Here is a 23,343-nt window from a genome sequence, read left to right as displayed (position 1 = left end):
TCAATTTTTTTTAATATTCCAGCGGTCTTTTCCTTTTAAAATAGACTCTGCTGTGTATTTTTTACTTTCTTCTTTTGTTAATTGATGTGACCACGACACTCTTTTGGAAATATTGGCTCCGCTTCCTGTTGAATTAAATTCTGCGTAGAAAGTGGTCTTTTCTGCATCAGGTTTGCTCCAGTTGTGCCATCCTTCAGGTTTTATGGTTGAATTGATTTCACAATTGATGTAAACGGTTTTTGCAAAAGGTCTCCAAGGCCTTCCCAGGTAAACTGAGTTTTCTTTAGCATTTCCGATGATTTTTGAATTGATAAAAATAAATCCGAACTCGTTTTCCTGTGGAGTAGAGGCAGCTGTCACGTAGCTTGCCGTTTCTTTAGAATAAATCGTACAGTTTTCAAAAACGGCGGTTCCGGCCCCGAAAATATAATCGGTTGTACCTTCGATATAGCAATTTTTAAAGTAGTTTCTTGATGGTTTTGTCTTATCAGTCCAATCCTGGGCTCCTTTTAAGTACAATGTATCCTGATTTCCTAAGAATCTGCAGTTTTCAAAAGCGATTCTGTCACCGGAAGTCAGTACGGCAACAGCCTGTCCGACTCTTCCCGAGCTGTTTTCAAATGAAATATTTCTCGCTGTAAAATCATTTGAATAAATAAAAATAGTGGAAGAACCTGTGGTTCCGATATCTTTTCCTTCTGTATTCTTTTTTGAAGCAAAATCATCGTATGTAATGATAGTATTCTGAGGGTTTTCTCCTTCTAGGACAATTGCTCCTTTTGTTTCAGGAATGGTGATTTTTTCTTTATAAACTCCGGGTTTAATTAAAATTTTTGTTCTTGTGGAAGAATCATTTTCAACAGCATCGATGGCTTGTTGTACTGTGGTAAAGTTGCCTTTTCCGTCCTTTGAAACCACGATTGTTTTATCAGCAGTTTTAAAGGAAAGAAGACTTAACAATAGTATCGGAAATATTGAAATGAAGTTAAAATTTTTATTTATCAGAGGAGCTTTCATAACGTTTTAATTTGATTTAAAATACAGACTTAACCTGGGCCAAGCCTGTATTCTCAACTTGATATGAATGTATTTTTAATTTCTAGTAACCGTAATCTTGTGTCAGATTGTAATTTGACATAATGATATCACTATAAATAGGCAGTAATTCCCTTTTGTTGGGTTGGAAATATTGCGCAAAACCTTTTACAGGATCGCTGATATAGGTTGGCAACACTGCGGCTCTCCATGCTATTTTGGTATATCCGGCAGGGGTTGCATCCTGAGAAGGAAGATAAAATACCTGGGATTTGTCTCCTCCTGTAAAGAAAATATCGATATCATTAATATTTTGCTGAGCCGTTTTTGTCGGATCATAAACTGATTTCTTAAAATAAAGATTCAAAGGTACGTTAGCATACTGACCTGTTCCGTTGGCAAAAGCAGTTAATTTTTGTCTTGTCTCCGTAATTTTAGCATCTAATAAATTCCAGCGGATTAAGTCATATTTTCTGATCCCTTCAGCGCCCAATTCCAATAGTCTTTCCTGAACAATATAGTTGAAAAATCCAGTTTTATCGGTAGGAATTGTTCCAACCTGTCCCAGATTTCCGGCGTAAGCTCTGTTTCTTACCGCTTTTACTGCATTGATTGCATCTGAAGAAGGTGCTCCGTGAAGCTCATTATCTGCTTCTGCAAACATTAATAGTACATCTGAAAAACGCAGTAATGGCCAGTCTACAGCAAGGTTTTGAGAAGGCCCTGTTACATTCGTCCATGATTTTCTGTATTTAGAATCAGTGAAAGAAATGGCATTTACGATCTCAGCCTGGTTAGAATTATTCACTTTGAAAATTCCAACATTCATATCTCTTCTCAAGTCGTACTTACTGAATTCATAGAAATAAGTAGGAAGAGCATTGATTCCGCCTCCACCTTTCCAGTTGGAGTTGTCATCATGTTTTAAGCCATTATAGTATCCTATTTTACTGTCTGTTCTTGCGTTTCCTCCGAATGCTCCTACACAAAAGATGATTTCGTTGGTCGTATCTTGGGAATTGGAATGTAAGGCTTTGAAAACTTGCTCGTAGCTAGGGTTTAGGCTATGCTCGCCAGTATGATTCATGATATCTTTGCACTCATCAAGAGCAATTTGATAATAGGTTTGAGGATTTGTTCCCTGCACCATCTGCTGTGGGTTTCTTCTTAATGAATATCCTGCTCTTGCCAATGCAATTCTTGCTCTTAACCCTTTTACAAAGCCTTTAGAAATTCTGGCATTGGTCGTGCTTCCCTCAGATCTCCACGGAACCAAATTTGCAGCCTGGGCAAGGTCAGCAATCATTCTTTCATAAATAACGTCTCTGTCTGTTTTCGCTAAATAAAGATTGTCGTAATCTGCAGATGGTTTGTCCTGAAAAGGTACATCACCCCAGTTTCTGATCAGCTCATAATAGAACTGGGCTCTCAATGTTAAAGCTTCTCCAAGATATCTGTCCATTAATTTTTTATCAGCGTCAGAACCTGTCTTGTAAACAGGAGACAGCGGAATATTTTTTATGCAAAGATTGGCTCTTTCGATTCCTGAATATAATTTTAAGAAAGGCTTATTTAATTCTGTATTGGTAGGGCAGGCACCAAATGTTGCGAGACCTCTTCTGTCATTACAGTTGTAATCTCCCGAAGTTCTGAAGTCATCACTTGAATGCGGATATATTAATGCCAGTCGCTGTCCGTACCCGTCATCACCCGCAAGCTGGCTGTAAACTCCCACTAAAGCGGTAAATGTGTCAGATACACTATCGAATTGCTGGGCTTCTGCCACACTTGAATAGTTTTCAGGTTCAAGATAATCGCTACATGAATGTATGGTGGTAAGAGATAGGATGCAACTTAATATAATTATTGTTTTTTTCATGTTAATTTTCAATTAAAAGGTTAAATCAATACCTGTTAAAATAAATCTGCTTCTAGGATATGCAGCATAATCAACTCCCGGAGTTAAAGGATTTTTTCTTGTACTGGCTTCAGGATCATATCCTTTGTAACCTGTGATGGTAAATAAATTATTCACTGTTGCGTACAACCTGAAATTTTTGATACCAAGCATCTCCAGAGAGCCTTTTGGCAGGCTATATCCTATGGTAACATTATTCAGCCTTAAGAAAGATCCATCTTCGATGGCGTAAGAATGGAGGATGTAATTTCCTTGCGGAGGAGTCCACATGGTAGTATTTGCGTTTAATGCAGCCAGAGCTGTAGGATCAGTAACTTTTACCCCCTGATCGTTGAACCATCTCCATCTGTCTGCAACTTCTGCCGACATGTTGTTGTCTCTGTATAGATACTGAGTGGTAAACTCTATTTTATTGGCATTATATACTTTGTTTCCGATAGAGAAGTTAAAGAATAAGCTCATATCCCAGTTTCTGTATCTGAAAGTCTGGCTGAAACCTCCGAAGAATTTTGGCTGTGCGCTTCCCAGCTCGGTCTGGTCGGCTGCTGTGATTTGTCCGTCACCATTCAGATCTTTCAATTTAAGATCTCCCGGCTGAATTGGTTTAGAACCGTTAGCCACAGCACTGCTGCTTGGAACTCCGGTTTTCAAAGTATAGGCCTGAGAGGTCGCATTGTAATCAAAATCACTGATCTCATATCGTCCCTCAGTTACATATCCATAATACGTACCTACCGGATTTCCAACTTTGGCAATGAAATCGTACAAACTGTTTACCCATCCTGAAGCCACCAGATAATAATCATTTCCTCCTGAAACATTTGCCCCCAGGCTTTTAATAATATTTTTATTGGCAGAAATATTGAAGTCTGTTTTCCATGTGAAATTTTCTTTATTGACAATAAGTCCTCCCATGGTAAATTCCAGACCTTTGTTCTGCGTTTTTCCTGAATTTTGATATTGATACTCATATCCTGAGGTCTGAGGAATTTTTGCTAAGACCAACAAATCTTTTGTATCAGTAATATATCCGTCGATACTACCATATAATCTTCCGTTAAAAAAACCGAAGTCGATCCCTAAGTTTTTAGATACGGTAGCTTCCCATGTTACGTTCTTGTTTGCCAAAGTATTTCCTGTAGTAGCTCCTGGAGTTACACCGCTTCCGAAGGTATATCCGTAGTCAGTGGAAGTCGTGAAAAAAGTATCATACAGGTAGGCCGGAATTCTGTTGTTTCCTGCAAGACCGTATCCGAAACGTAATTTAAGCTCCTCCAGCCATTCTTTATTTTTAAGAAAATTTTCTTCTTTAAGTTTCCATGCTACAGAAACTGCAGGGAAAGTTCCCCATCTGTTTCCTGCTCCGAATACATTGGATGCATCGGCTCTTATGGAGGCTGTTACGATATATTTATTATTAAAAATATAGTTTGCTCTACCAAAAAAGGAAAGAAGTCTGTCCGGAGGCAATGCACCGGTTTTAGGAGCATCCTGAATCATCCCTGAAGGTGGAGTTGCAGATTGGATGTTAGCAAAAGCCTCATTAGGTGAGATAGAAACTGGTAGCCATTTGGTATATGTACTTGAAGTTTCTCCGTCAGTTTGTACGGTTTCTTCTCCCAATAACAAATCTACTTTATGATTTCCGAATTTTTGGGTATAATTTAAAGTGTTGGTATTGGTAATCCTTCTGGTCTGGTTTCTCGTTAACTGTACAATCGGCTGATTGTTATTGGATCTCGCATCATTGGTAACAGTACCCCAGAACTGATTGATGAAATTATCTTTCTGAACATACCCTACAACACTTCTGAAAGTTAAATTTTTCGTAATGTTATAATTCAAGTACGCATTTAGTAATAAATCATTTGTTTTTGCATCCTTTACTTCGTTATCATTTAAAATCAGAGGATTTACAAGATTGGTTAATGTGGCGTAGTTAGGATCAAAATCATCAATAGGAACATTGCTTCCTCCTTCAAAAGGCTGGTATCTTACAGCGTTTCTTAATCTGTTGGTGCCCTGAGATCCGCTTGCCGAAGTTCCGGCCCCGGAAATCAGCTGTCGGCTGTATCGTGCATTAAATCCAACCTTCAGCTTTTTTGAAATATCATAATCATACTTGAAATTGGCCATGCTTCTCCTGAAGCCGGAGTTGAGCATAATCCCATCTTCTTCCACATGATTTAACGTCAAGGAAAAAGTAGATTTATCGGAACCGCCTGTTAAGCTTAAATTGTGAGTGAAGTTGAAAGCTTCTTTTCCGAAAAGCTCATTCTGCCAGTCTCTCTTCTTTATATTTCCGTATTTATCAGCAAGTTCATTGAAATTACCATATCGGGTTGTAAAGGTAGTCATGTCGTCAGCTATACCGTTTTTATTGTAAAGTTCGTACTGATACATTACAAATTCATAAGGATCAAGAACAGGGATGGTGTTTATAATTTTTCTTACCCCAGTATAACCGCTGTAATTGACTTGAGCAGCAGCTTTTTTGCGTCCGCCTTTTGTGGTGATCAAAACAACACCGTTGGCGCCTCGCGATCCATAGATAGAGGTAGAAGCAGCATCTTTTAATACTTCAATAGATTCAATTTCTTTAGGAGAAATAATCGACAGAGCGTTATCCATCTGGATTCCGTCCACAATATATAGAGGAGCATTACTTTGTGTAATAGAAGTACCGCCTCTTACTTTAATTTCAACTTCAGCGCCGGGTGACCCTTCGCTGGCCGTGATCTGAACACCGGCAACTCTGCCCTGAATTGCTTCTGCCGCACTGTTTACAGGCATATCTTTTACTTCGTCGGCCTTTACGGAACCAACTGCATTGGTAACATCTTTTTTTGAAACTTTAGAATACCCTACCAAAACCACTTCATCAATGTTTTTTTCGGTTTCCTTCTTAGTTTCTTTTTCTTGAGCCATAGCAAGGACAGGAAGTAGAAAGACAGTTAAATATAACCACTTTATTGAATGTACTCTTTTATCCATTTTGTATCCTTATAGTTTTAATTTTTGGTTGAAAGTTTTTTTCAATCGTTTTGTCTTGTGTGGATTTGTAAAGTATTCTACTGATTTTTAGCGGTAAATATTTTCTGAAAAGTTTTACACATTTTAGAAGTGCAATCGATTGCGTAAATTTTCATAATAAATATCCTGGCTCCTAAACTAATATTATTTTTCAATACGCAAAGAAAAAAATATTATTTTTTCATTAATTTGATTGTTGAAAGATGAAGTATTTTGTAAAATAATGAATAGCTGTGTTGTTGTAAGTATCTGTATATTAACAATTTATTAAATTTTGTTTGGTGTGGATATTTATGTGAAAGAAAGCAGATTTCTTTATTCTTTATTAATTTAAAAACTTAAATTTTGCTTAAAATTCACCTGCTTTTGCTCTTGGAAATTTCCCCAAAATGACAGTCAAGATTATTTTTTTGACAATATTTCTGACTTTTGTCATCTTTTTGGATTAATATTTTTAGTTAAATTCTGTACATTGTATTGATTGGTCTTATTATGTATAAGATGTACAGTGTTTTTTATTTATTTTTATTAAATTAATATCTCGATTTCGTTGTTTTCTTTTGGTATGATTTTATATTTAAACCCCGATTACGCATTAATTTTGGTTAATATAATTCTTTTAATTTCTTTGAAATTTTCTTAATTTTCATATTAATATAAAAATTAATCAGCTGTTAATTAACTATTTATACATTTAAATTAATTTTTTGTTAACTAATTAAAGAATAATTATATATTTATCCCACAAGTATTTCTATCAGATTTTAGTGTAATTTTATGCAATCGATTACACAATGTTTAACAGGTTTTGATAAAACCGCAAAAAGAAAAGTATAGCAGTATGTCACAATCAGAATTTCGTTACGCCCATCATCCTGAAGATGTAAAGAAGTATACCACTGAAGATCTTAGGAGGGAGTTTCTAATCAATGATTTATTTAATGAAGGTAAGATAAAATTAGTCTATTCTATGTATGACAGGCTGATTGTAGGAGGTGTCATGCCTTCAGCAAACGCTTTGAAGCTGGAACCTACAGATGATTTGAAAGCTCAGTATTTTCTTGACAGGAGAGAATTGGGAATCATCAACGTTGGCGGTGCCGGAAAAGTAACAGTAGACGGTGAAGTATATGAGCTTGGAAACAAAGAAGCTTTATATATAGGAAAAGGGACTAAAGAAGTAGTTTTTGAAAAGTCTGGTGATGCACAACCTTATTTTTACATCAACTCAGCTCCCGCACATCATACTTATCCAACTAAAAAAATTACGAAAAATGAAGCCGAAATTGTAGAATTGGGTGAAGAGAAATATGCCAACAGACGTACAATCAATAAACTGATTGTAAATTCTGTTCTTGAAACCTGCCAATTACAAATGGGAATGACGGAACTTCATCCGGGAAGCGTTTGGAATACAATGCCTGCGCATACTCATACCCGAAGAATGGAAGCTTATTTCTATTTTGATCTGGAAGAAGGCCAGACGGTAAGTCACTTTATGGGCCAGCCAAACGAAACCCGTCATATTTTTATGACTAACAGACAGGCTGTATTGTCTCCGGAATGGTCTATCCACTCAGGAGTTGGAACTTCCAATTATACTTTTATCTGGGGTATGGCCGGAGAAAATATGGACTATGGTGATATGGACGGTATCAAAACTAACGAACTAAAGTAATTTTCTAATGAATTTATTTGATTTATCCGGTAAAGTAGCAGTCGTTACAGGCGGTACTCACGGATTAGGAATGGCAATGGCAGAAGGTCTTGCCGCTGCGGGTGCTGAACTGGCAATCACAAGTACAACACCGTCAAAATTAGAAGAAGCTTTAAACTATTATCATTCTAAAGGATATAAAGCAACCGGTTATCTTTTTGATGTAACGGATGAGCTGGAAGCCGCTCAGAAAGTAGCTTTAATGGAAGCTGCCCATGGAAAAATAGACATCCTTGTCAACAATGCAGGAATCATCAAACGTATTCCGGCAATCGACATGGAAGTGGAAGACTTTAGAAAAGTAATCGATGTAGACCTTACAGGACCTTTTATCATGTCGAAATTAGTCGGCAAATATATGATCAAAAGAAAATCCGGAAAGATCATCAACATCTGCTCGATGATGAGTGAGCTGGGACGCGACAATGTAGTAGCTTATGCTTCTGCAAAAGGCGGTCTGAAAATGCTTACTAAAAATCTGGCGACAGAATGGGCAAAACACAATATTCAGGTGAACGGAATCGGACCCGGATATTTTGCTACTTCCCAGACAGAACCAATCCGGGTAGATGGACATCCTTTTAACGACTTTATCATCAGCAGAACCCCGGAAGGAAGATGGGGAAATCCGGAAGATCTGGCAGGAACGGCTATTTTCTTAGCTTCTGACGCAAGCAGATTCATCAACGGACAGATCATTTACGTGGATGGAGGTATTTTGGCAACCATCGGGAAACCTGCTAATGAGTAACAACAGAATCAGACTAGAATGAAACCTTTTATTACAGATAACTTTTTATTACAAAATAAATACGCTGAAGAATTATACTTCAGATATGCAGAAAAACAACCCATCATTGATTATCATAATCATTTGATTCCTAAAGATATTGCAGAAGACACCGTTTTCGATAATATCTCAAAGGTTTGGATTGCGGGTGATCATTACAAATGGAGAGCCATGCGTACCATGGGAGTGAACGAAAAATTCATCACGGGAGACGCTTCAGATAAAGAAAAATTTGAGGCCTGGGCAAAAACAGTTCCGTATACATTGAGAAATCCTTTGTACCATTGGACCCATCTGGAATTAAAAAGATATTTCGGAATTGATGAATTGTTAAATGCAGACAACGCATCAGAAATCTACGAAAATATCACCGCTCAGCTTCATACTCCTGAAAAATCAACAAGAGGCTTATTAAAAATGATGAATGTAGAATCTCTGTGTACAACGGAAGATCCTACAGATCTGTTGAATTATCATCAGGATCTGGCAAAAAGCGATTTCAGCATTAAAGTAAGTACAGCTTTCCGTCCTGATAAAGCAATTTTAATCGAAAATCACAACTTTGCAGATTATATTTCAAAATTGGGCGAATCTGCCGGAATTGAAATTAATTCTTACCAGAATTTATGTGATGCTTTAATCAAAAGAATTGAATATTTCCATGAAAATGGCTGCAGATTGTGTGACCACGGATTGAATAATATTTCTTTTGAAGAAGCTTCAGAAGCGGAAGTAAGTGCGATTTTTAATGATAAAATTTCAGGAAAAGTAATTGCTGAAAAACAAGTGAATCAATTCAAAACTGCCATTTTATTATTTTTAGGAGAAGCGTACCACAAATACGGCTGGGTACAGCAGTTCCATCTTGGAGCGCTGAGAAATAATAATGAAAGAATGCACAGAATTCTAGGTCCTGATACAGGCTGGGATTCTATCGGTGATTTCGTTCAGGCAGAAACCCTGTCTAAATTACTGAACACATTAGACGGAAAAGATAAGTTAACAAAAACCATTTTATATAATTTAAATCCCGCAGACAACGAGATTTTTGCGACAATGATCGGAAATTTCAATGATGGAAGCATCAAAGGAAAAGTACAGTTTGGATCAGGATGGTGGTTCCTGGACCAGAAAGACGGAATGATCAAGCAGATGAATGCCCTTTCAAATATGGGATTGATCAGCTGTTTCGTTGGAATGCTTACGGATTCCAGAAGTTTTCTTTCTTTCCCGAGACACGAATATTTCAGAAGAGTACTGTGTAACCTTTTCGGAGAAGAAATGAAAAACGGCGAATTACCTGATGATATCGAACTGATTGGTAAGACCATTTCAGATATTTGTTATCATAATGCTAAAAATTATTTTGATTTTTAAATTTCAAATTAAATAAAACCTCTTGCAGATTGAGCTGATTAATCAGATTTTTTTTAACACAATCATCTGCCAGATTTGCTAAATCTGCGAGAGATAAAAAATAAAATTTTAAACCATTAAAGAAATTTAAGAGGTTAAGTTGAAGTAAGAAAAAGCATACAGATTTTAAATAATCTTAAGGAATAGCCAAACTTAACTTTTCTAACTCCTTCAATAAATCTTAATGGCTTAAAAATAAAAGGTTGATTAAAAAATGAGCAGCAAAATAGTCACATTTGGAGAAGTCATCATGAGACTTTCTCCACCCGGAAACAGAACCATGAAACAAAGCCATGAAATGGAATTCTTTTTCGGCGGAACGGAGCTTAATGTAGCCTCTTCATTGGCAACGATGGGTTGTGATGTAAGGCATATCAGCAGTGTTTCTGATGATTTTGTAGGTGAATCGGCGGTTTCCTTTATTAAGAGTTTTGGAATTGACACAGCTTTTATCAGCAAAAATGACCATCCTCTGGGGTTGTATTTTTTAGAAGTTGGTTCATCAGTTCGTGCCAGCAGAATTGCTTACAACAGACTGAACGGTTCTTTTGCAAATAGTAAGCCTGAACAAATTGACTGGAAAAAAGCCCTTGAAGGGTGCCAGTATTTCCATTGGACAGGCATTAGCCCGGGAATTTCCGAAGCAGCTTATGAAAGTCTGAAAGAAGGTTTACAAACAGCCCGTGAATTGGGAATTGAGGTTACAACTGATCCTGCATACCGTTCAAATCTTTGGAAATATGGCAAAAAAGGACATGAAGTTTTGAAAGAGCTGGTTTCTTATTCAACGATTTTTATCGGTGGAGTGAATGAAATTAATGAAATTCTCGGAACTCATTTTTCGTCAGATAAGGAAGGATTCACCGCAGCCTGCAGAGAATTAAAACAGCAATGCCCTTCTATTCATAAAATTTTCGACAAAATAAGAATTGGCGTTACAGCAAGTTCTCAGCAGACACAGGGAAGAGCTTTAGCGGGTGATAACTATTTTGAAACTGAATTGCTGGAAGTTAATCCTGTGGTTGACAGAATCGGGACAGGTGATGCTTTTGCGGCAGGTTTGATCTATGGATTAATGAATTTCGATGACGAAAAAGCATTACAATTCGCTAATGCAGCGTGTGCAATAAAGCACACCATATTAGGAGACATCAATTATAGCAGTGCAGAAGATATTCTGGAAGTCATGAACGGAGGTTCAGGCGGAAGAATAAAAAGGTAGTTGACTTTTGGTAATTGGCTTATCGATAAAACTAAAAAATTGTCGACTTCGCTGAGTGAAACGCCTTTGCGAACTTAAAATACACATCAAGCACTAAAAAGAAAATCTTTGCACCCTTTGCGGTAAAAGAAAAGATTAAGATAAAGTCTTGAAGGGACAGCATACTAAAGGATGGATAAAACCCCATCAATGATTATTTTCAACAAAGTAATTCAACAAAATGACAAAAATTCAATCGGTTACAAATACCATCATCAATCAGGGAGTTTTACCTCTGTATTATAATGCTGATGAAGAAGTAACTTTAGAAATACTGAGATCACTTTACAAAGCCGGAATTCGTGCAGTGGAATATACAAGCCGCGGTGAAGCTGCGTTAAGTAATTTTACAAAAATGGTGGAAATCCGTAATGCAGAAATGCCGGAAATGCTGTTGGGAATCGGAACAATAAAAAATGTACAGCAAGCTGAAGAATACTCTAAAGCAGGCGCAGACTTCTTTATCAGTCCGGGTTTTGTAGCTGAGGTTGCAGAATTTTTGATTCCGAAAGATCGGTTGTATAGCCCGGGTTGTATGACCCCGACAGAAATTATCGAAGCTGAAAACGCAGGCGTTACTTTCATTAAACTATTCCCTGGGAATGCCTTAGGAATCGGATTTATGAGTGCGATCAAAGATGTTTTCCCCAATCTGAAATTTATGCCGACGGGCGGCGTTGATACTACAAAACAAAGTATCGAAAGCTGGTTTAAAGCTGGTGTTTCAGCGGTAGGAATGGGAAGTAAGTTGGTAAGCAAAGAATTAATGCTTGCTAAAGACTATACAACTATTGAAAACGAGACTGTAAAAGTGCTGGAAATTATTCAGGCTTTAAAAAATAATAATGACTAAGAAAGCAGGAAACACTTTGTGAGCCCAGCTGAGTGAAACGCCTTAAAAACATTCAAACAAAATAACTAATTCTAAAATTATATGAGTTCAGTTAAGTCTCTTAAACCGAGCACCTTCAGATGGACGATATGCTTTTTGCTGTTCATTGCAACCACGATCAATTATCTTGATCGTCAGGTTTTATCTTTGACGTGGAAAGATTTTATCGCACCGGAATTTCACTGGAACAATAATGATTACGGAAATATCACGGCGTTATTCTCTATTTTCTATGCAGTAGGAATGCTTTTCGCCGGAAAATTTGTCGATTGGATGGATACCAAAAAAGGTTTCCTCTGGGCAATCGGAATCTGGTCTGTCGGCGCGGTTTTACACGCATTTTGCGGTATTGCAACCTCCGGAATTCTTACCGGAAACTGGCTGGCAGGTTTTCACGGATCTAAAGAATTGATTTCTACAGTTTCCAATACCTCTGCCATTATCAGTACGAGTGTAACGCTGTTCATTTTTGCGCGTTTCGTATTGGCTATTGGTGAAGCAGGAAATTTTCCGGCAGCAATTAAAACTACAGCGGAATATTTCCCTAAAAAAGACAGAGCTTTAGCAACAAGTATTTTCAATGCAGGAGCAACGGTTGGGGCTTTGGCAGCACCGGTTACCATTCCTTTTATTGCAAAAGCCATGGGGTGGGAATGGGCATTTATCATCATTGGAGCGTTGGGATTTGTATGGATGGGATTGTGGGTTTTCTACTACAAAAAGCCTCACGAACATCATAAAGTTAACGAGCATGAATTAACCTATATTCAGCAGGATCAGGAAGACTTTGCTGTTGAAGAAAATACTGTGCAGGCAGAAGAAAGAAAATTCACTTTCAAAGAATGCTTCAGCTACAGACAGACCTGGGCTTTTGCCTTTGGAAAATTTATGACAGACGGCGTTTGGTGGTTCTTTTTATTCTGGACTCCGGCTTATTTAAGTTCTGTTTACAAAATGGATTCTACGCAGAGTGCATTGCCATTATTCGTTCTTTATATAATTACTTTATTGTCAATTATCGGAGGGTGGCTTCCAAAATATTTTGTAGAAAAGAAAGGAATGAATGCTTACTCAGGAAGAATGAAAGCAATGCTGATTTTCGCATTTTTTCCTTTGTTGGCACTTTTAGCACAGCCTTTAGGTTCAGTAACGTATTGGATTCCGGTTTTAATTATCGGAATTGCAGGAGCAGCACATCAGGCCTGGTCAGCAAATATTTTCTCAACAGTGGGCGATATGTTCCCCAAAAAAGCCATCGCAACCATCACCGGAATTGGCGGAATGGCAGGCGGAATCGGTTCATTCATTATTAATAAATCTTCAGGCGTATTGTTCGATCATGCTCATAAAGCGTGGTCAACAGTTGACGGAATTCCTTTATTGGAAAAATATCCTCAATATATCAACGAAAGATTACCGGACGGATTTTTTGAGCAGCTGGAAAAATCAGGATCAGTAGTTGCGGACGGAATCGACAAAGGCTACATGATTATATTTTCAGCGTGTGCCGTAGCATATCTTATCGCCTGGACAGTAATGAAAATATTGGTTCCAAAATATAAGGTGATAAAATAAAACTTTGTGAGTTTTGTTAAACGAAACGCCTTTGCGAAATTACAAACAGATAGTAGTCAAAAAAACTTGGACTCTGCGTTAAAAAAATAAAATCATCGAGTTAAAAAGATGGAAAATCAGATAAAACAAAAATTAAATCGCGAATTAATCGGTTCTCAGGAAAAACTTCCCATCAAAATTATACAGTTTGGAGGTGGAAATTTTATGAGAGGATTTACAGATTATGTCATTGATAAATTAAATAAAGAAGCGGGATTCAATGCCGGAATTGTAAACGTTCAGCCAACAGCGGGCGGTTCGGTTCATAAATTGGAAGAACAGGATAATCTGTACACGCTTTTCTCAAGGGGAATTAAAAAAGGGGAGATCGTTGATACAAAACAAGTGATTTCTGCGATTCAGAAGTCGATTAATCCTTATACAAATTACGATGAATTCTTAGCGTTGGCGAAAGAAGAAGAATTAGAATTTATCTTCTCAAACACAACAGAAACGGGAATTGCTTATGACGAATCAGAAAATGATTACATTGGTCCGCACAAGAATTTCCCTGCAAAACTAACAGTTTTATTACACGAGAGATTCAAACATTTCAACGGAGCTGCAGATAAAGGAGTAAGAATTATTCCTTGCGAATTAATTGAAGACAATGCATTTGTATTGAGAGATATGATCCTGAAATATGCCCGGCTTTGGAATTTAGATGTTGATTTTGAGCAATGGATTAATCAAAATAATTATTTCCATAATACTTTGGTGGACAGAATTGTTCCGGGTTATCCGAAAGATGATGCAGAATCATACCAAGATCAACTGGATTATGAAGATCAGATGATGGTTGTTTCTGAAATATTCCTGCTTTGGGTGATTCAGGATGCCGGAAATTTAAAAGAAAGAATTCCTTTTGCGCAAATTAACGAACAGATTCTGGTGGTCGACGATATTCAGCCGTATCGTTTGAGAAAAGTGAGAATCCTGAATGGCGGCCATACCTTAATGCTGGCTCCTGCAGTTTTATCAGGTAAGGAAACGGTAAAGGAATCTATTGACGATGCGTTTATCGGAAAGTTTTTAAGCGAAACCATTTTTAATGAAGTAAATCCCACTTTAGGTCTGGATGAAACGGAACTGAAAGATTTCGCGGAGGAAGTTTTCGACAGATTCAGAAATCCTTTTATTAAACATTATCAGGCGAGTATTGCGTTATATTTTGTTTCTAAATTTAAAGTAAGAATCCTTCCGAGTTTGTTGGGTTACGTTGAAATTAATCAAAAATTACCATTGAATCTGGTATTCTCTTTGGCAAGTTTAATCAGGTTTTACCAGGGGAATTTTGGTGAGAACTCTTTGCCAATTAATGATGAAGAATCCATTGTTGCTCAATTCAAAGAGATCTGGACAAACGGAGATTATGGGAAAATAGCAGAATTATCATTAAGCGAAACCGCTTTCTGGGATACAGACCTTACTCAGGTTGACGGACTGAAAGATGCAGTAGCAAAAGCTTTGTGGGAAATAGACCACAACGGCGTAGAAACTGCGTATTACAACTTTATACAATTTTATTCTTAGAAAAAATGCAAAAGAAAGTACTAAAAGTAAATCCCAGGGATAATGTAGCAGTCGCATTGGTAGATCTGGCGCAGGGGGAAACGGTTACTTTGGGAGAGCTTACTTATGAAATTATAAAAGACACGAAAGCGAAACACAAATTCGTGACTGAAGATCTTGCCGTAGGTGATGCTATTATCATGTACGGAGTTTTGGTGGGAAAAGCCAGTCTGCCGATCCGGAAAGGAGAGGTGATTACCACCGAAAATGTAAAACATCAAAGCGCAAAAGTAGAACGAAAAACAGAAACCACTTCCTGGACTGCTCCCAATGTTGATCAATGGAAAGATAAAACATTTATGGGTTATCACCGCGAAGACGGGCAGGTAGGAACGGAAAATGTATGGTTATTTTTCCCGCTGGTTTTTTGTGAAAACAGAAATGTTGAAATTTTAAAGGATGTTTTTGAAAAGGAACTGTTATTTGAAAAAGTCACAAAACACCAGTTATTATTAAGGTCATTAATCAATAATTCCGAAACGGAAACTGCTGTTGAAGAAGAGCAGGATTCAAGAGTATTTAAAAATATTGAAGTTAAATTCATTACGCATCAGGGCGGTTGTGGCGGAATTCGTCAGGATGCCGAGGCATTGGGAAGATTGCTCGCAGGATATGTTAACAATCCGAACGTAGCCGGAGCAACAGTTTTAAGCTTGGGCTGCCAGAATTTACAGGTTCAGATTTTTAAAGATGCCCTGGAAAAAATCAGTCCGGATAATAAAAAGCCTATCATCGTTTACGAACAGCAAAAGTCCGGAACTGTAGATGAAATGTTAAGCGGAATTATTAAAGACTCTTACGAAGCCATCAAAAAGGCTAACGAAACAGAAAGAAAACCTGCACCCATTTCTAAGCTTGTTTTAGGGTTGGAATGTGGTGGTTCAGATGGTTTCTCAGGGATTTCGGCAAACCCGGTTTTAGGACAGCTGTCAGATTTAATGGCAGGAATCGGAGGCTCAACTATTCTTTCAGAATTCCCGGAACTATGCGGAGTAGAGCAGGAGCTGGTCAACCGCTGTGTGAAAGAAGAAGACGCAGAAAGGTTTTTACAATTAATGAAAGATTTTGAAAAATCAGTTGTTGCTGCAGGATCTGGCTTTGATATGAATCCGTCACCGGGGAATATTAAAGACGGACTAATAACGGATGCCATGAAATCTGCAGGAGCAGCTAAAAAAGGCGGCTCATCACCGATAAATGATGTACTCGATTTTACAGAATACATCAAAGAACCGGGCTTAAATTTATTGTGTACTCCGGGAAATGACGTGGAATGTACTACGGCTTTAGTAGGTTCAGGTTCCAATATTGTTTTATTTACAACAGGTTTGGGAACTCCGACAGGAAATCCTGTGGTTCCGGTAGTGAAAATTTCATCAAATACAGCATTGTCAGAAAGGATGCCCGATATCATTGATTTTAATACAGGAGATGTGATTACAGGGGAAAAGTCAATAGACGAAAAAGCAGAAGAATTGTTAGAATTTATCATAGAAGTTGCCAGCGGAGAGGTAAAAACCAAAGCGGCAATTCTCAATCAGAACGATTTTATTCCCTGGAGACGGGGCGTAAGTTTATAATTATCGTTTTTTATATATAAATAATTAGATTTGAAAATGCTTTCTACATAATGTGGGAAGCTTTTCTTTTGGAATAAATTGAATTTAATACAAATGAAACAAATATTTTTCACGAATAAACACAATGTTCTTGATCAATAGGAGCGGACTTTAGTCCGCTTAAGAATATACAATCAGATTAGGCTTTAGCCAAAATGTAAGAAAATGCTGAAATTACTTTAGAATGACAAACTGAGATATTATTAACGCCATCAGGAAAATGGAGCGTTAAGGAAAATAGTTTTGTGAACGTTAAGAAAATCCCACTGCCTGAGTGCAAGACAAAATAAAATCACTTCCTTTTTGAAGACTTCCTGATATAAAGCTGCGGTGCCAAAACCACCTTTTTCTCAATAGAAACTCCGGAACCATTTTCCTTTACGCTTTCAATAAAAACCTGTCCTGCCATTTTCCCCATCGTCAGGGGAGTCTGATCTACAGAACTTATCGGAAGCTCCATAAATTGGGTAAAAGGTTCATTAGAAAAGCCAATAACAGCAACTTCCTGCGGAATTTTGATTTTACGTTTTTTAAGTTCCTGACAAGCACCTAACGCAGCAAAATCACTGGATGAAAAGATAGCATCCGGAACAGACTTTTTATCCCAAAGTTTTTTAACCGCATCAATCCCTTCATCGATCGAACTTCCGGTTGTGATAATATTTTCTTCCTTTATGCTTAAATTATGGTCCATTAAAGCCTGTTTGTAACCTTTCAGACGGTTCTCATAAATTTCCAGATTTAAGTCTCCGGAGAAATGGCAAATATTTCTGTATCCTTCATTAATCAGGTGTTCAGTAGCCATATAACCACCGCGATAATCATCAATAGTTACTGTACTGATTCCTGAAATGTCTTTTTTACGGTCAAAAAATATAATAGGAGTATTGGTGGTGCTCAGAATATTCTGAATATGTTCGGTATCAATGGTGGTCTTGGAAACAGACATGAAAATACCGTCAACCTGAGCATTAAGCAAAGTGTTTAAGTGCCTTTTTTCAATATTCACATCTTCATGGCTCTGGCAGATAATCACATGATAGCCATGCGGAGAAAGCTCTTCTTCAATTCCGCGGATTACGGATGAAAAGAAATTGGTATTAATGTAAGGCACGATAATTCCTACGTTTTTTGTTTCCCCGCTTTTCAGAGCTTTGGCAAGGTTGTTTTGCTTGTAGTTCATTTCTTTGGCCGTTTTCTTTACCAGATCTTTCGTGGCCTGGCTTATTCTCGGATGGTCGTTCAATGCTCTGGAAACAGTTGCCACACTTACGTTAAGCTTTTTCGAGATGTCATATATTGTGGCATTTTTCTTATTCATACATGCTTTTTCTGAAGTTTTGGGTATGTCTGGGATAACATACATTATAGTCGTAAATTTAATCAAATTATGTCTATCAAAAAGGAAATATTAAGATTTTATACAAGATTAGGAGTGATTAAAATCAGATTAAACCTAAAAAATATTGAATTGCTTAATTTTTATTGAGATAGGGTTACATTATCAATTAAAATAAAAACCGGATTCACTGGAAATCAAGCTTATTAACAACAAAAAATTGATTTAATAATAAAAAAGATCGGTTAGTTTAACCAAAAAGGACACCGAAAACTGATGTCCCCATGGTTAAATATTATCTAAAAAAATAATTATCTTTTCCAAAGTTTTTCAATTTCTTCCAAAGATTTCCCCTTGGTTTCCGGAACCATTTTCCATACAAAAAACAGTGATAAAACGCTCATTACTCCGTAAAAACCATAAGTAAAAGCTCCGCTAAATTCCATCATAAAAGGATAGGTGGAGGAGATGAGGTAATTGGCCGCCCATTGAGCAGCAACTGCAACCGCAATCGCTGCACCCCTGATTTTATTAGGGAAAAGTTCTGAGATCAAAACCCAGCAAATTGGTCCCCAGGACATCATAAAAGATGCGGTATAGATGATGATGAAAATCAAAGTTGCAATCCCGATAATATGCAAATAAGAGAAAATGGCAATGGCAAACATTCCAATGGCCATTCCAATGGAACCTACAATAAGTAAAGGTTTTCTTCCCCATTTATCAACCGTGAAAATAGCAACCACCGTAAAGATCACGTTCACCAATCCCATAACAACAGTCTGCAGCATAGAAGCATCTTTATGAACACCCATGCTCTCAAAAATCCTCGGAGCATAGTATAAAGCTACATTAATTCCCACAAATTGCTGAAAAACAGAAAGTAAAATTCCAATAATAATAACTGTTTTTCCGAATGCGAAAAGCTCACCTTTATGCCGGGCAACCGTTCCTTTAATTTCCTGAAAAATTTCATGTCCTCGGAGCTGCCCATTAATTTTGGTTAAAATTTTAAGCGCTTCATCATCTTTTTTAGTTAAGGTCAAATATCGGGGCGTTTCCGGAACAAAAAACAGCAAAATCCCGAATAAGGCAGCCGGAATTGTCAGGGATAAAAACATATAACGCCAGCCGATATCGTTGATCCATTCTACTGATTTTCCGTCGGCAATACCCCAATTGACAAAATATACCACCAGCATCCCAAAAATTATGGCAAACTGATTTAAAGAAACCAATCTTCCGCGAACTTCGGCGGGTGCTATTTCTCCAATATACATCGGGCAAACCGCGGAAGCAAGGCCAACACCAATTCCTCCAATAATTCTATAAAAGTTAAAAGCCAGCAAAACTCCCATTGATTGTTCACCCTGCTTAAAAAATAAAAATTCAGGATAGGCAGCTCCCAAAGCACTGATGAAAAATAAAAATGCAGCTGCCATCAGCGATTTTTTCCTTCCTAACCTGGTTGAAAAATATCCGGAAACAGCCCCTCCGATAACACATCCTACCAATGCACTGGAAATAGTGGCTCCATGGGCCAGTGAACTCAATCCTAATGGGATAATTAAATATTCCTGAATGGATTTTTCTGCACCCGAAATAACGGCTGTATCATATCCAAACAAAAGCCCGCCCAAAGTGGCAACCAGTGTAAGCAGGGTAACATATACCATGTTGATTTCAGACTTTGTTCCCGAGGAATATTTCGGCCCCGAATCTATTATTTGCATAGTCTCATATAGTTTTAGTTGTTAAAAATTAGGTGCTTTGTTAGCGACATTTGTATTATAAATACTGATTAATCAGGCTTTCCAGATATTCCTGCTTACCGCTTTCCCTGCCTACTTCTCCAAGCCCTTCCGCATGGGCGGCCAGGTCAGTAAGAGATAATTTCCCCTCTTCAAAATCTTTACCTTTTCCGTTATTGAAAGAAGCATATCTATTAGTTCTGATTTCAGAATATTTTGATTTTTCTAAAATAGCATCTGCAGCAAGGAAAGCTCTTGCAAAATTGTCCATTCCGCTGATATGAGCAATGAAAATATCTTCCGGATCCGTTGAGTTTCTTCTGATTTTAGCATCAAAATTTACACCTCCGCCCTGGAAGCCCCCTGCCTGAATAATCACCAGCATCGCCTGAGTCATTTCATATAAATCAACGGGGAACTGGTCTGTATCCCAACCATTTTGATAATCTCCCCGGTTGGCGTCAATACTTCCTAAAACGTTGTTGTCAGCGGCTACTTGTAATTCATGTTCAAAAGTATGCTGGGCTAAAGTTGCGTGGTTCACTTCGAGGTTAAGCTTGAAATCATCCAGTAAATCATATTGACGAAGAAAGTTTAAGCAGGTTGCCGCATCAAAATCATACTGGTGTTTGGTAGGCTCCATTGGTTTGGGCTCAATAAAAAAAGTCCCTTTGAAGCCTTGTGAACGTGCATAATCTTTTGCCATGTGTAAAAACTTTGCCATATGTTCCAGTTCACGTTTCATGTTGGTGTTCAATAGAGACATGTACCCTTCACGGCCGCCCCAGAAAACATAATTTTCTCCGCTTAACTTAATCGTTGCATCTAGGGCGTTTTTAACCTGTCCTCCGGCATAAGCCAGCACATCAAAGGATGGATTTGTAGCTGCACCATTCATAAACCGTGGATTGGAGAAACAGTTTGAAGTTCCCCAAAGTAATTTTACTCCGGAGGCAGCTTGTTTTTCTTTAGCATAATCGGTTATAAATTCTATTCTTTTGGTTGATTCTCTAAAATTATCCGCTTCATCAATTAAATCATAATCATGAAAACAGTAGTAAGGCATACCCAGTTTTGTGAAAAATTCGAAAGCCGCATCCATTTTTTCTGTTGCTCTTTGCTTAACATCTGTTGCGTTTAGCCATTCAAAATGCTGGGTTCCCACTCCGAAAGGATCTCCTCCTGTTGCACAGAATGTATGCCAGTAAGCCGTTGCAAATTTGAAATAGTCTTTCATTGTTTTCCCCCGAACGACTTTGTTTTCGTTATAAAATTTGAAAGCCAGAGGATTATCAGATTCCTTTCCCTCAAATTGGATCTTTTCAATTCCTTTGAAATACTCCTTGTTACCCAATGTAATTGCCATATGTTTTAATTTTATTTAAATGAATTAATTAATGCAATCGATTGCATTAATGTGTTGAAAAATTCCTTAATTATTTAGATTTTGCAATAATTTTAATTTCCATTTCTCGTAACTATCCTTGTACTGGTCATAGTTCTTAGTATCAGGATAATAGCTTTTTAAAATGTCTTTGTCAGTCAGGATCTCGTTTTGCGATTCAAATGCCCCGGCTCCTATGGCTGCAGCTCTTGCGGCACCTGTAGAACCTGTGGAATCTATAATCCTTATTTCAGTATCCAAAATAGTAGTGATGGTCTGCGTGAATAAAGAAGAACGGAATAAATTGTCACCACCTGCTTTTATAATACCTTTCTGAAGCCCGTCAGACATTAAAATATCAGTTCCATAAACAAAAGAATAGGCAATACCTTCCAATCCCGCCCGGAAAAGATGCTCGCTTTTATGACGGTTAAAGTTCAGGTTAAAAACAGACGAGCCGATATCTTTATTATGCAGCACTCTCTCTGCTCCGTTTCCGAAGGGCAGGACAATAACTCCATCGGAACCGATCGGTATTTTTGACGCTAAATCATTAATTTCGTGATAGCTGTGTCTTTTCTGGTCAACCTGATGCCGAAGCCAGCTGTATTGAATTCCCGCCCCGTTCAGGCAAAGCATTTTCCCGATTCTCGGTTCTTCCTTGGTGTGGTTAATGTGGGCAAAATTGTTAATTCTTACAGATTCCTTTGACTTAATATGATTTGTCACCCCATAAACAACTCCGGAAGTTCCGCCTGTTGCTGCAATCTCTCCGAGATTCATTACATTGAGGGAAAATGCATTATTGGGTTGATCTCCAGCCCGGTAATAAACAGGAATTCCCTCGGGAAGGCCACTTTCCTCTGCTCCCTGCTTTGAAACACAGCATTGTTCAGTGAAGTTTTCCACAATATCAGAAACAAAGGATTCTTCAATTCCCAGGTGCTGCAGCATTGTTTTTGAAACTTCATGCTTTTCAAAATCCCAAAGTATACCTTCTGAAAGTCCTGTAACAGAAGTTGTTGCCTCACCACTGAGCTTAAATGCAATGAAATCTCCCGGAAGCATAAATTTCCAGATCTTGTCGTAAATCTCGGGAGTATTTTCCTGTACCCATTTCAGTTTGGAAGCGGTGAAATTTCCCGGAGAATTAAGCAGCTCTTTCATGCATTTTTCTTCTCCGATCTCATTAAAAATCCGGTCGCCAATTTTAACAGAACGGCTGTCACACCATATCATTGACGGACATAGGACCTGTTTGTCTTTTCCAATCAATACTAATCCATGCATTTGATAGGAGATACCGATTCCTTTAATCTCATTTTTGTGGATTTTGCTCTCTGCAATTATTTTTTGTGTGAGAATTCGGAGATTTTGCCACCATTCATCAGGGTTTTGTTCTGCCCAGCCTGCTTTTGGGGAATCTATCAACATCTCATGTTCCGGGTATTTGGCATGAGCAATTAATTTGCCCTGATCATCTACGATGGAAGCCTTTATCGATGAGCTTCCTACATCATAACCTATAAACTTCATTAATTATTAATAATTGTAATGCTTTAAATGTAATAATTTTATGTATTATACCGAGGGTTTTTGTAAATCTGTTAATTTTTAATATTGTTAAATGTTAAACTGCTGTTATTCAATATTTTAATTTTAATTAATTATTTTTTAGATGCCTTATTTCCAATTAAATTAAGCAAATTGAGAAATTAATTTTAACTAAAAAGGGCTTTAATTATCCAATATTGAGCAATCGATTGCGCAAATTGATGATGAATTTATATTTTGACAGCTGTTAACTGAGGATAAATCATCGCAAAATAATCAACATGAAAGAGCAGGATACCGCCAAATCCTAAAATGTATACTTTTATGAAAATGAAATGAAAGAATAATTTTCGTTATACAGTTGGAAATTATTTGCTGATTTTTTGTAAAAATAAACTGAATAATTTTTATTTAAATGATATTCCTTTATTTTGCTATTCTTTTTAGT

At 37.5% G+C, this 23,343-nt stretch carries 15 protein-coding genes; 8 read left to right on the top strand and 7 right to left on the bottom strand.

What is annotated here, in order from left to right; all coding sequences use genetic code 11:
* From FW781_RS04435 to FW781_RS04425, 3 genes are all read right to left on the bottom strand, one after another.
* Complete coding sequence (locus tag FW781_RS04435; RefSeq protein ID WP_149386305.1) at positions 1 to 1,017, bottom strand: pectinesterase family protein; 1,017 nt, start codon at positions 1,015 to 1,017, stop codon at positions 1 to 3.
* Positions 1,018 to 1,099: 82 nt separating this feature from the next.
* A complete protein-coding gene (locus FW781_RS04430) occupies positions 1,100 to 2,914 on the bottom strand; it encodes a RagB/SusD family nutrient uptake outer membrane protein (protein WP_149386304.1) in 1,815 nt (604 codons plus the stop codon).
* Between the two features lie 12 nt (positions 2,915 to 2,926).
* Positions 2,927 to 5,947: a SusC/RagA family TonB-linked outer membrane protein gene (locus FW781_RS04425; protein WP_149386303.1), complete on the bottom strand. Its 3,021-nt coding sequence runs from the start codon at positions 5,945 to 5,947 to the stop codon at positions 2,927 to 2,929.
* 880 nt (positions 5,948 to 6,827) lie between these two features.
* Here FW781_RS04425 and kduI point away from each other — a divergent pair.
* The 8 genes from kduI (at position 6,828) to FW781_RS04385 (ending at position 16,828) form a co-directional block, all read left to right on the top strand.
* Positions 6,828 to 7,664, top strand: a complete 837-nt coding sequence (kduI, locus tag FW781_RS04420) for a 5-dehydro-4-deoxy-D-glucuronate isomerase (RefSeq protein ID WP_149386302.1) — start codon at positions 6,828 to 6,830, stop codon at positions 7,662 to 7,664.
* 7 nt (positions 7,665 to 7,671) lie between these two features.
* Positions 7,672 to 8,454 (top strand): gluconate 5-dehydrogenase, encoded by a 783-nt coding sequence (locus FW781_RS04415; RefSeq protein ID WP_149386301.1) that lies wholly within the window; start codon positions 7,672 to 7,674, stop codon positions 8,452 to 8,454.
* 18 nt (positions 8,455 to 8,472) lie between these two features.
* Positions 8,473 to 9,870, top strand: coding sequence for a glucuronate isomerase (uxaC, locus tag FW781_RS04410; protein WP_149386300.1), 1,398 nt, complete (start codon positions 8,473 to 8,475; stop codon positions 9,868 to 9,870).
* Positions 9,871 to 10,123: 253 nt separating this feature from the next.
* Positions 10,124 to 11,131: a sugar kinase gene (locus FW781_RS04405; RefSeq protein WP_149386299.1), complete on the top strand. Its 1,008-nt coding sequence runs from the start codon at positions 10,124 to 10,126 to the stop codon at positions 11,129 to 11,131.
* Positions 11,132 to 11,351: 220 nt separating this feature from the next.
* Entirely contained in the window at positions 11,352 to 12,023 is a 672-nt protein-coding gene (locus FW781_RS04400) for a beta/alpha barrel domain-containing protein (RefSeq protein WP_149386298.1), read from the top strand.
* Positions 12,024 to 12,104: 81 nt separating this feature from the next.
* On the top strand, positions 12,105 to 13,637 hold the full coding sequence (locus FW781_RS04395; protein ID WP_149386297.1) for an MFS transporter: 1,533 nt from the start codon (positions 12,105 to 12,107) through the stop codon (positions 13,635 to 13,637).
* A gap of 108 nt (positions 13,638 to 13,745) precedes the next feature.
* Positions 13,746 to 15,209, top strand: a complete 1,464-nt coding sequence (locus tag FW781_RS04390) for a tagaturonate reductase (protein WP_149386296.1) — start codon at positions 13,746 to 13,748, stop codon at positions 15,207 to 15,209.
* A 5-nt stretch (positions 15,210 to 15,214) separates the two neighbouring features.
* On the top strand, positions 15,215 to 16,828 hold the full coding sequence (locus FW781_RS04385; RefSeq protein ID WP_149386295.1) for a UxaA family hydrolase: 1,614 nt from the start codon (positions 15,215 to 15,217) through the stop codon (positions 16,826 to 16,828).
* 331 nt (positions 16,829 to 17,159) lie between these two features.
* On the opposite strand, the gene FW781_RS04380 is transcribed toward FW781_RS04385, so the two are convergent.
* The 4 genes from FW781_RS04380 to FW781_RS04365 form a co-directional block, all read right to left on the bottom strand.
* Positions 17,160 to 18,188 (bottom strand): LacI family DNA-binding transcriptional regulator, encoded by a 1,029-nt coding sequence (locus FW781_RS04380; protein WP_149386294.1) that lies wholly within the window; start codon positions 18,186 to 18,188, stop codon positions 17,160 to 17,162.
* Between the two features lie 329 nt (positions 18,189 to 18,517).
* Positions 18,518 to 19,882, bottom strand: a complete 1,365-nt coding sequence (gene xylE / locus FW781_RS04375) for a D-xylose transporter XylE (RefSeq protein ID WP_394349722.1) — start codon at positions 19,880 to 19,882, stop codon at positions 18,518 to 18,520.
* 112 nt (positions 19,883 to 19,994) lie between these two features.
* Positions 19,995 to 21,323, bottom strand: coding sequence for a xylose isomerase (gene xylA, locus FW781_RS04370; protein ID WP_149386292.1), 1,329 nt, complete (start codon positions 21,321 to 21,323; stop codon positions 19,995 to 19,997).
* Positions 21,324 to 21,389: 66 nt separating this feature from the next.
* Positions 21,390 to 22,877 (bottom strand): xylulokinase, encoded by a 1,488-nt coding sequence (locus tag FW781_RS04365; protein WP_149386291.1) that lies wholly within the window; start codon positions 22,875 to 22,877, stop codon positions 21,390 to 21,392.
* Positions 22,878 to 23,343 lie beyond the last annotated feature (466 nt).

Origin of the sequence: Chryseobacterium panacisoli (assembly GCF_008274625.1) — a bacterium.
In the GTDB taxonomy this organism is placed as follows: Bacteria; Bacteroidota; Bacteroidia; order Flavobacteriales; family Weeksellaceae; genus Chryseobacterium; species Chryseobacterium panacisoli.
Note: the sequence above shows the minus strand (reverse complement) of the source record. Positions and strands in the feature narration are given on the sequence as shown.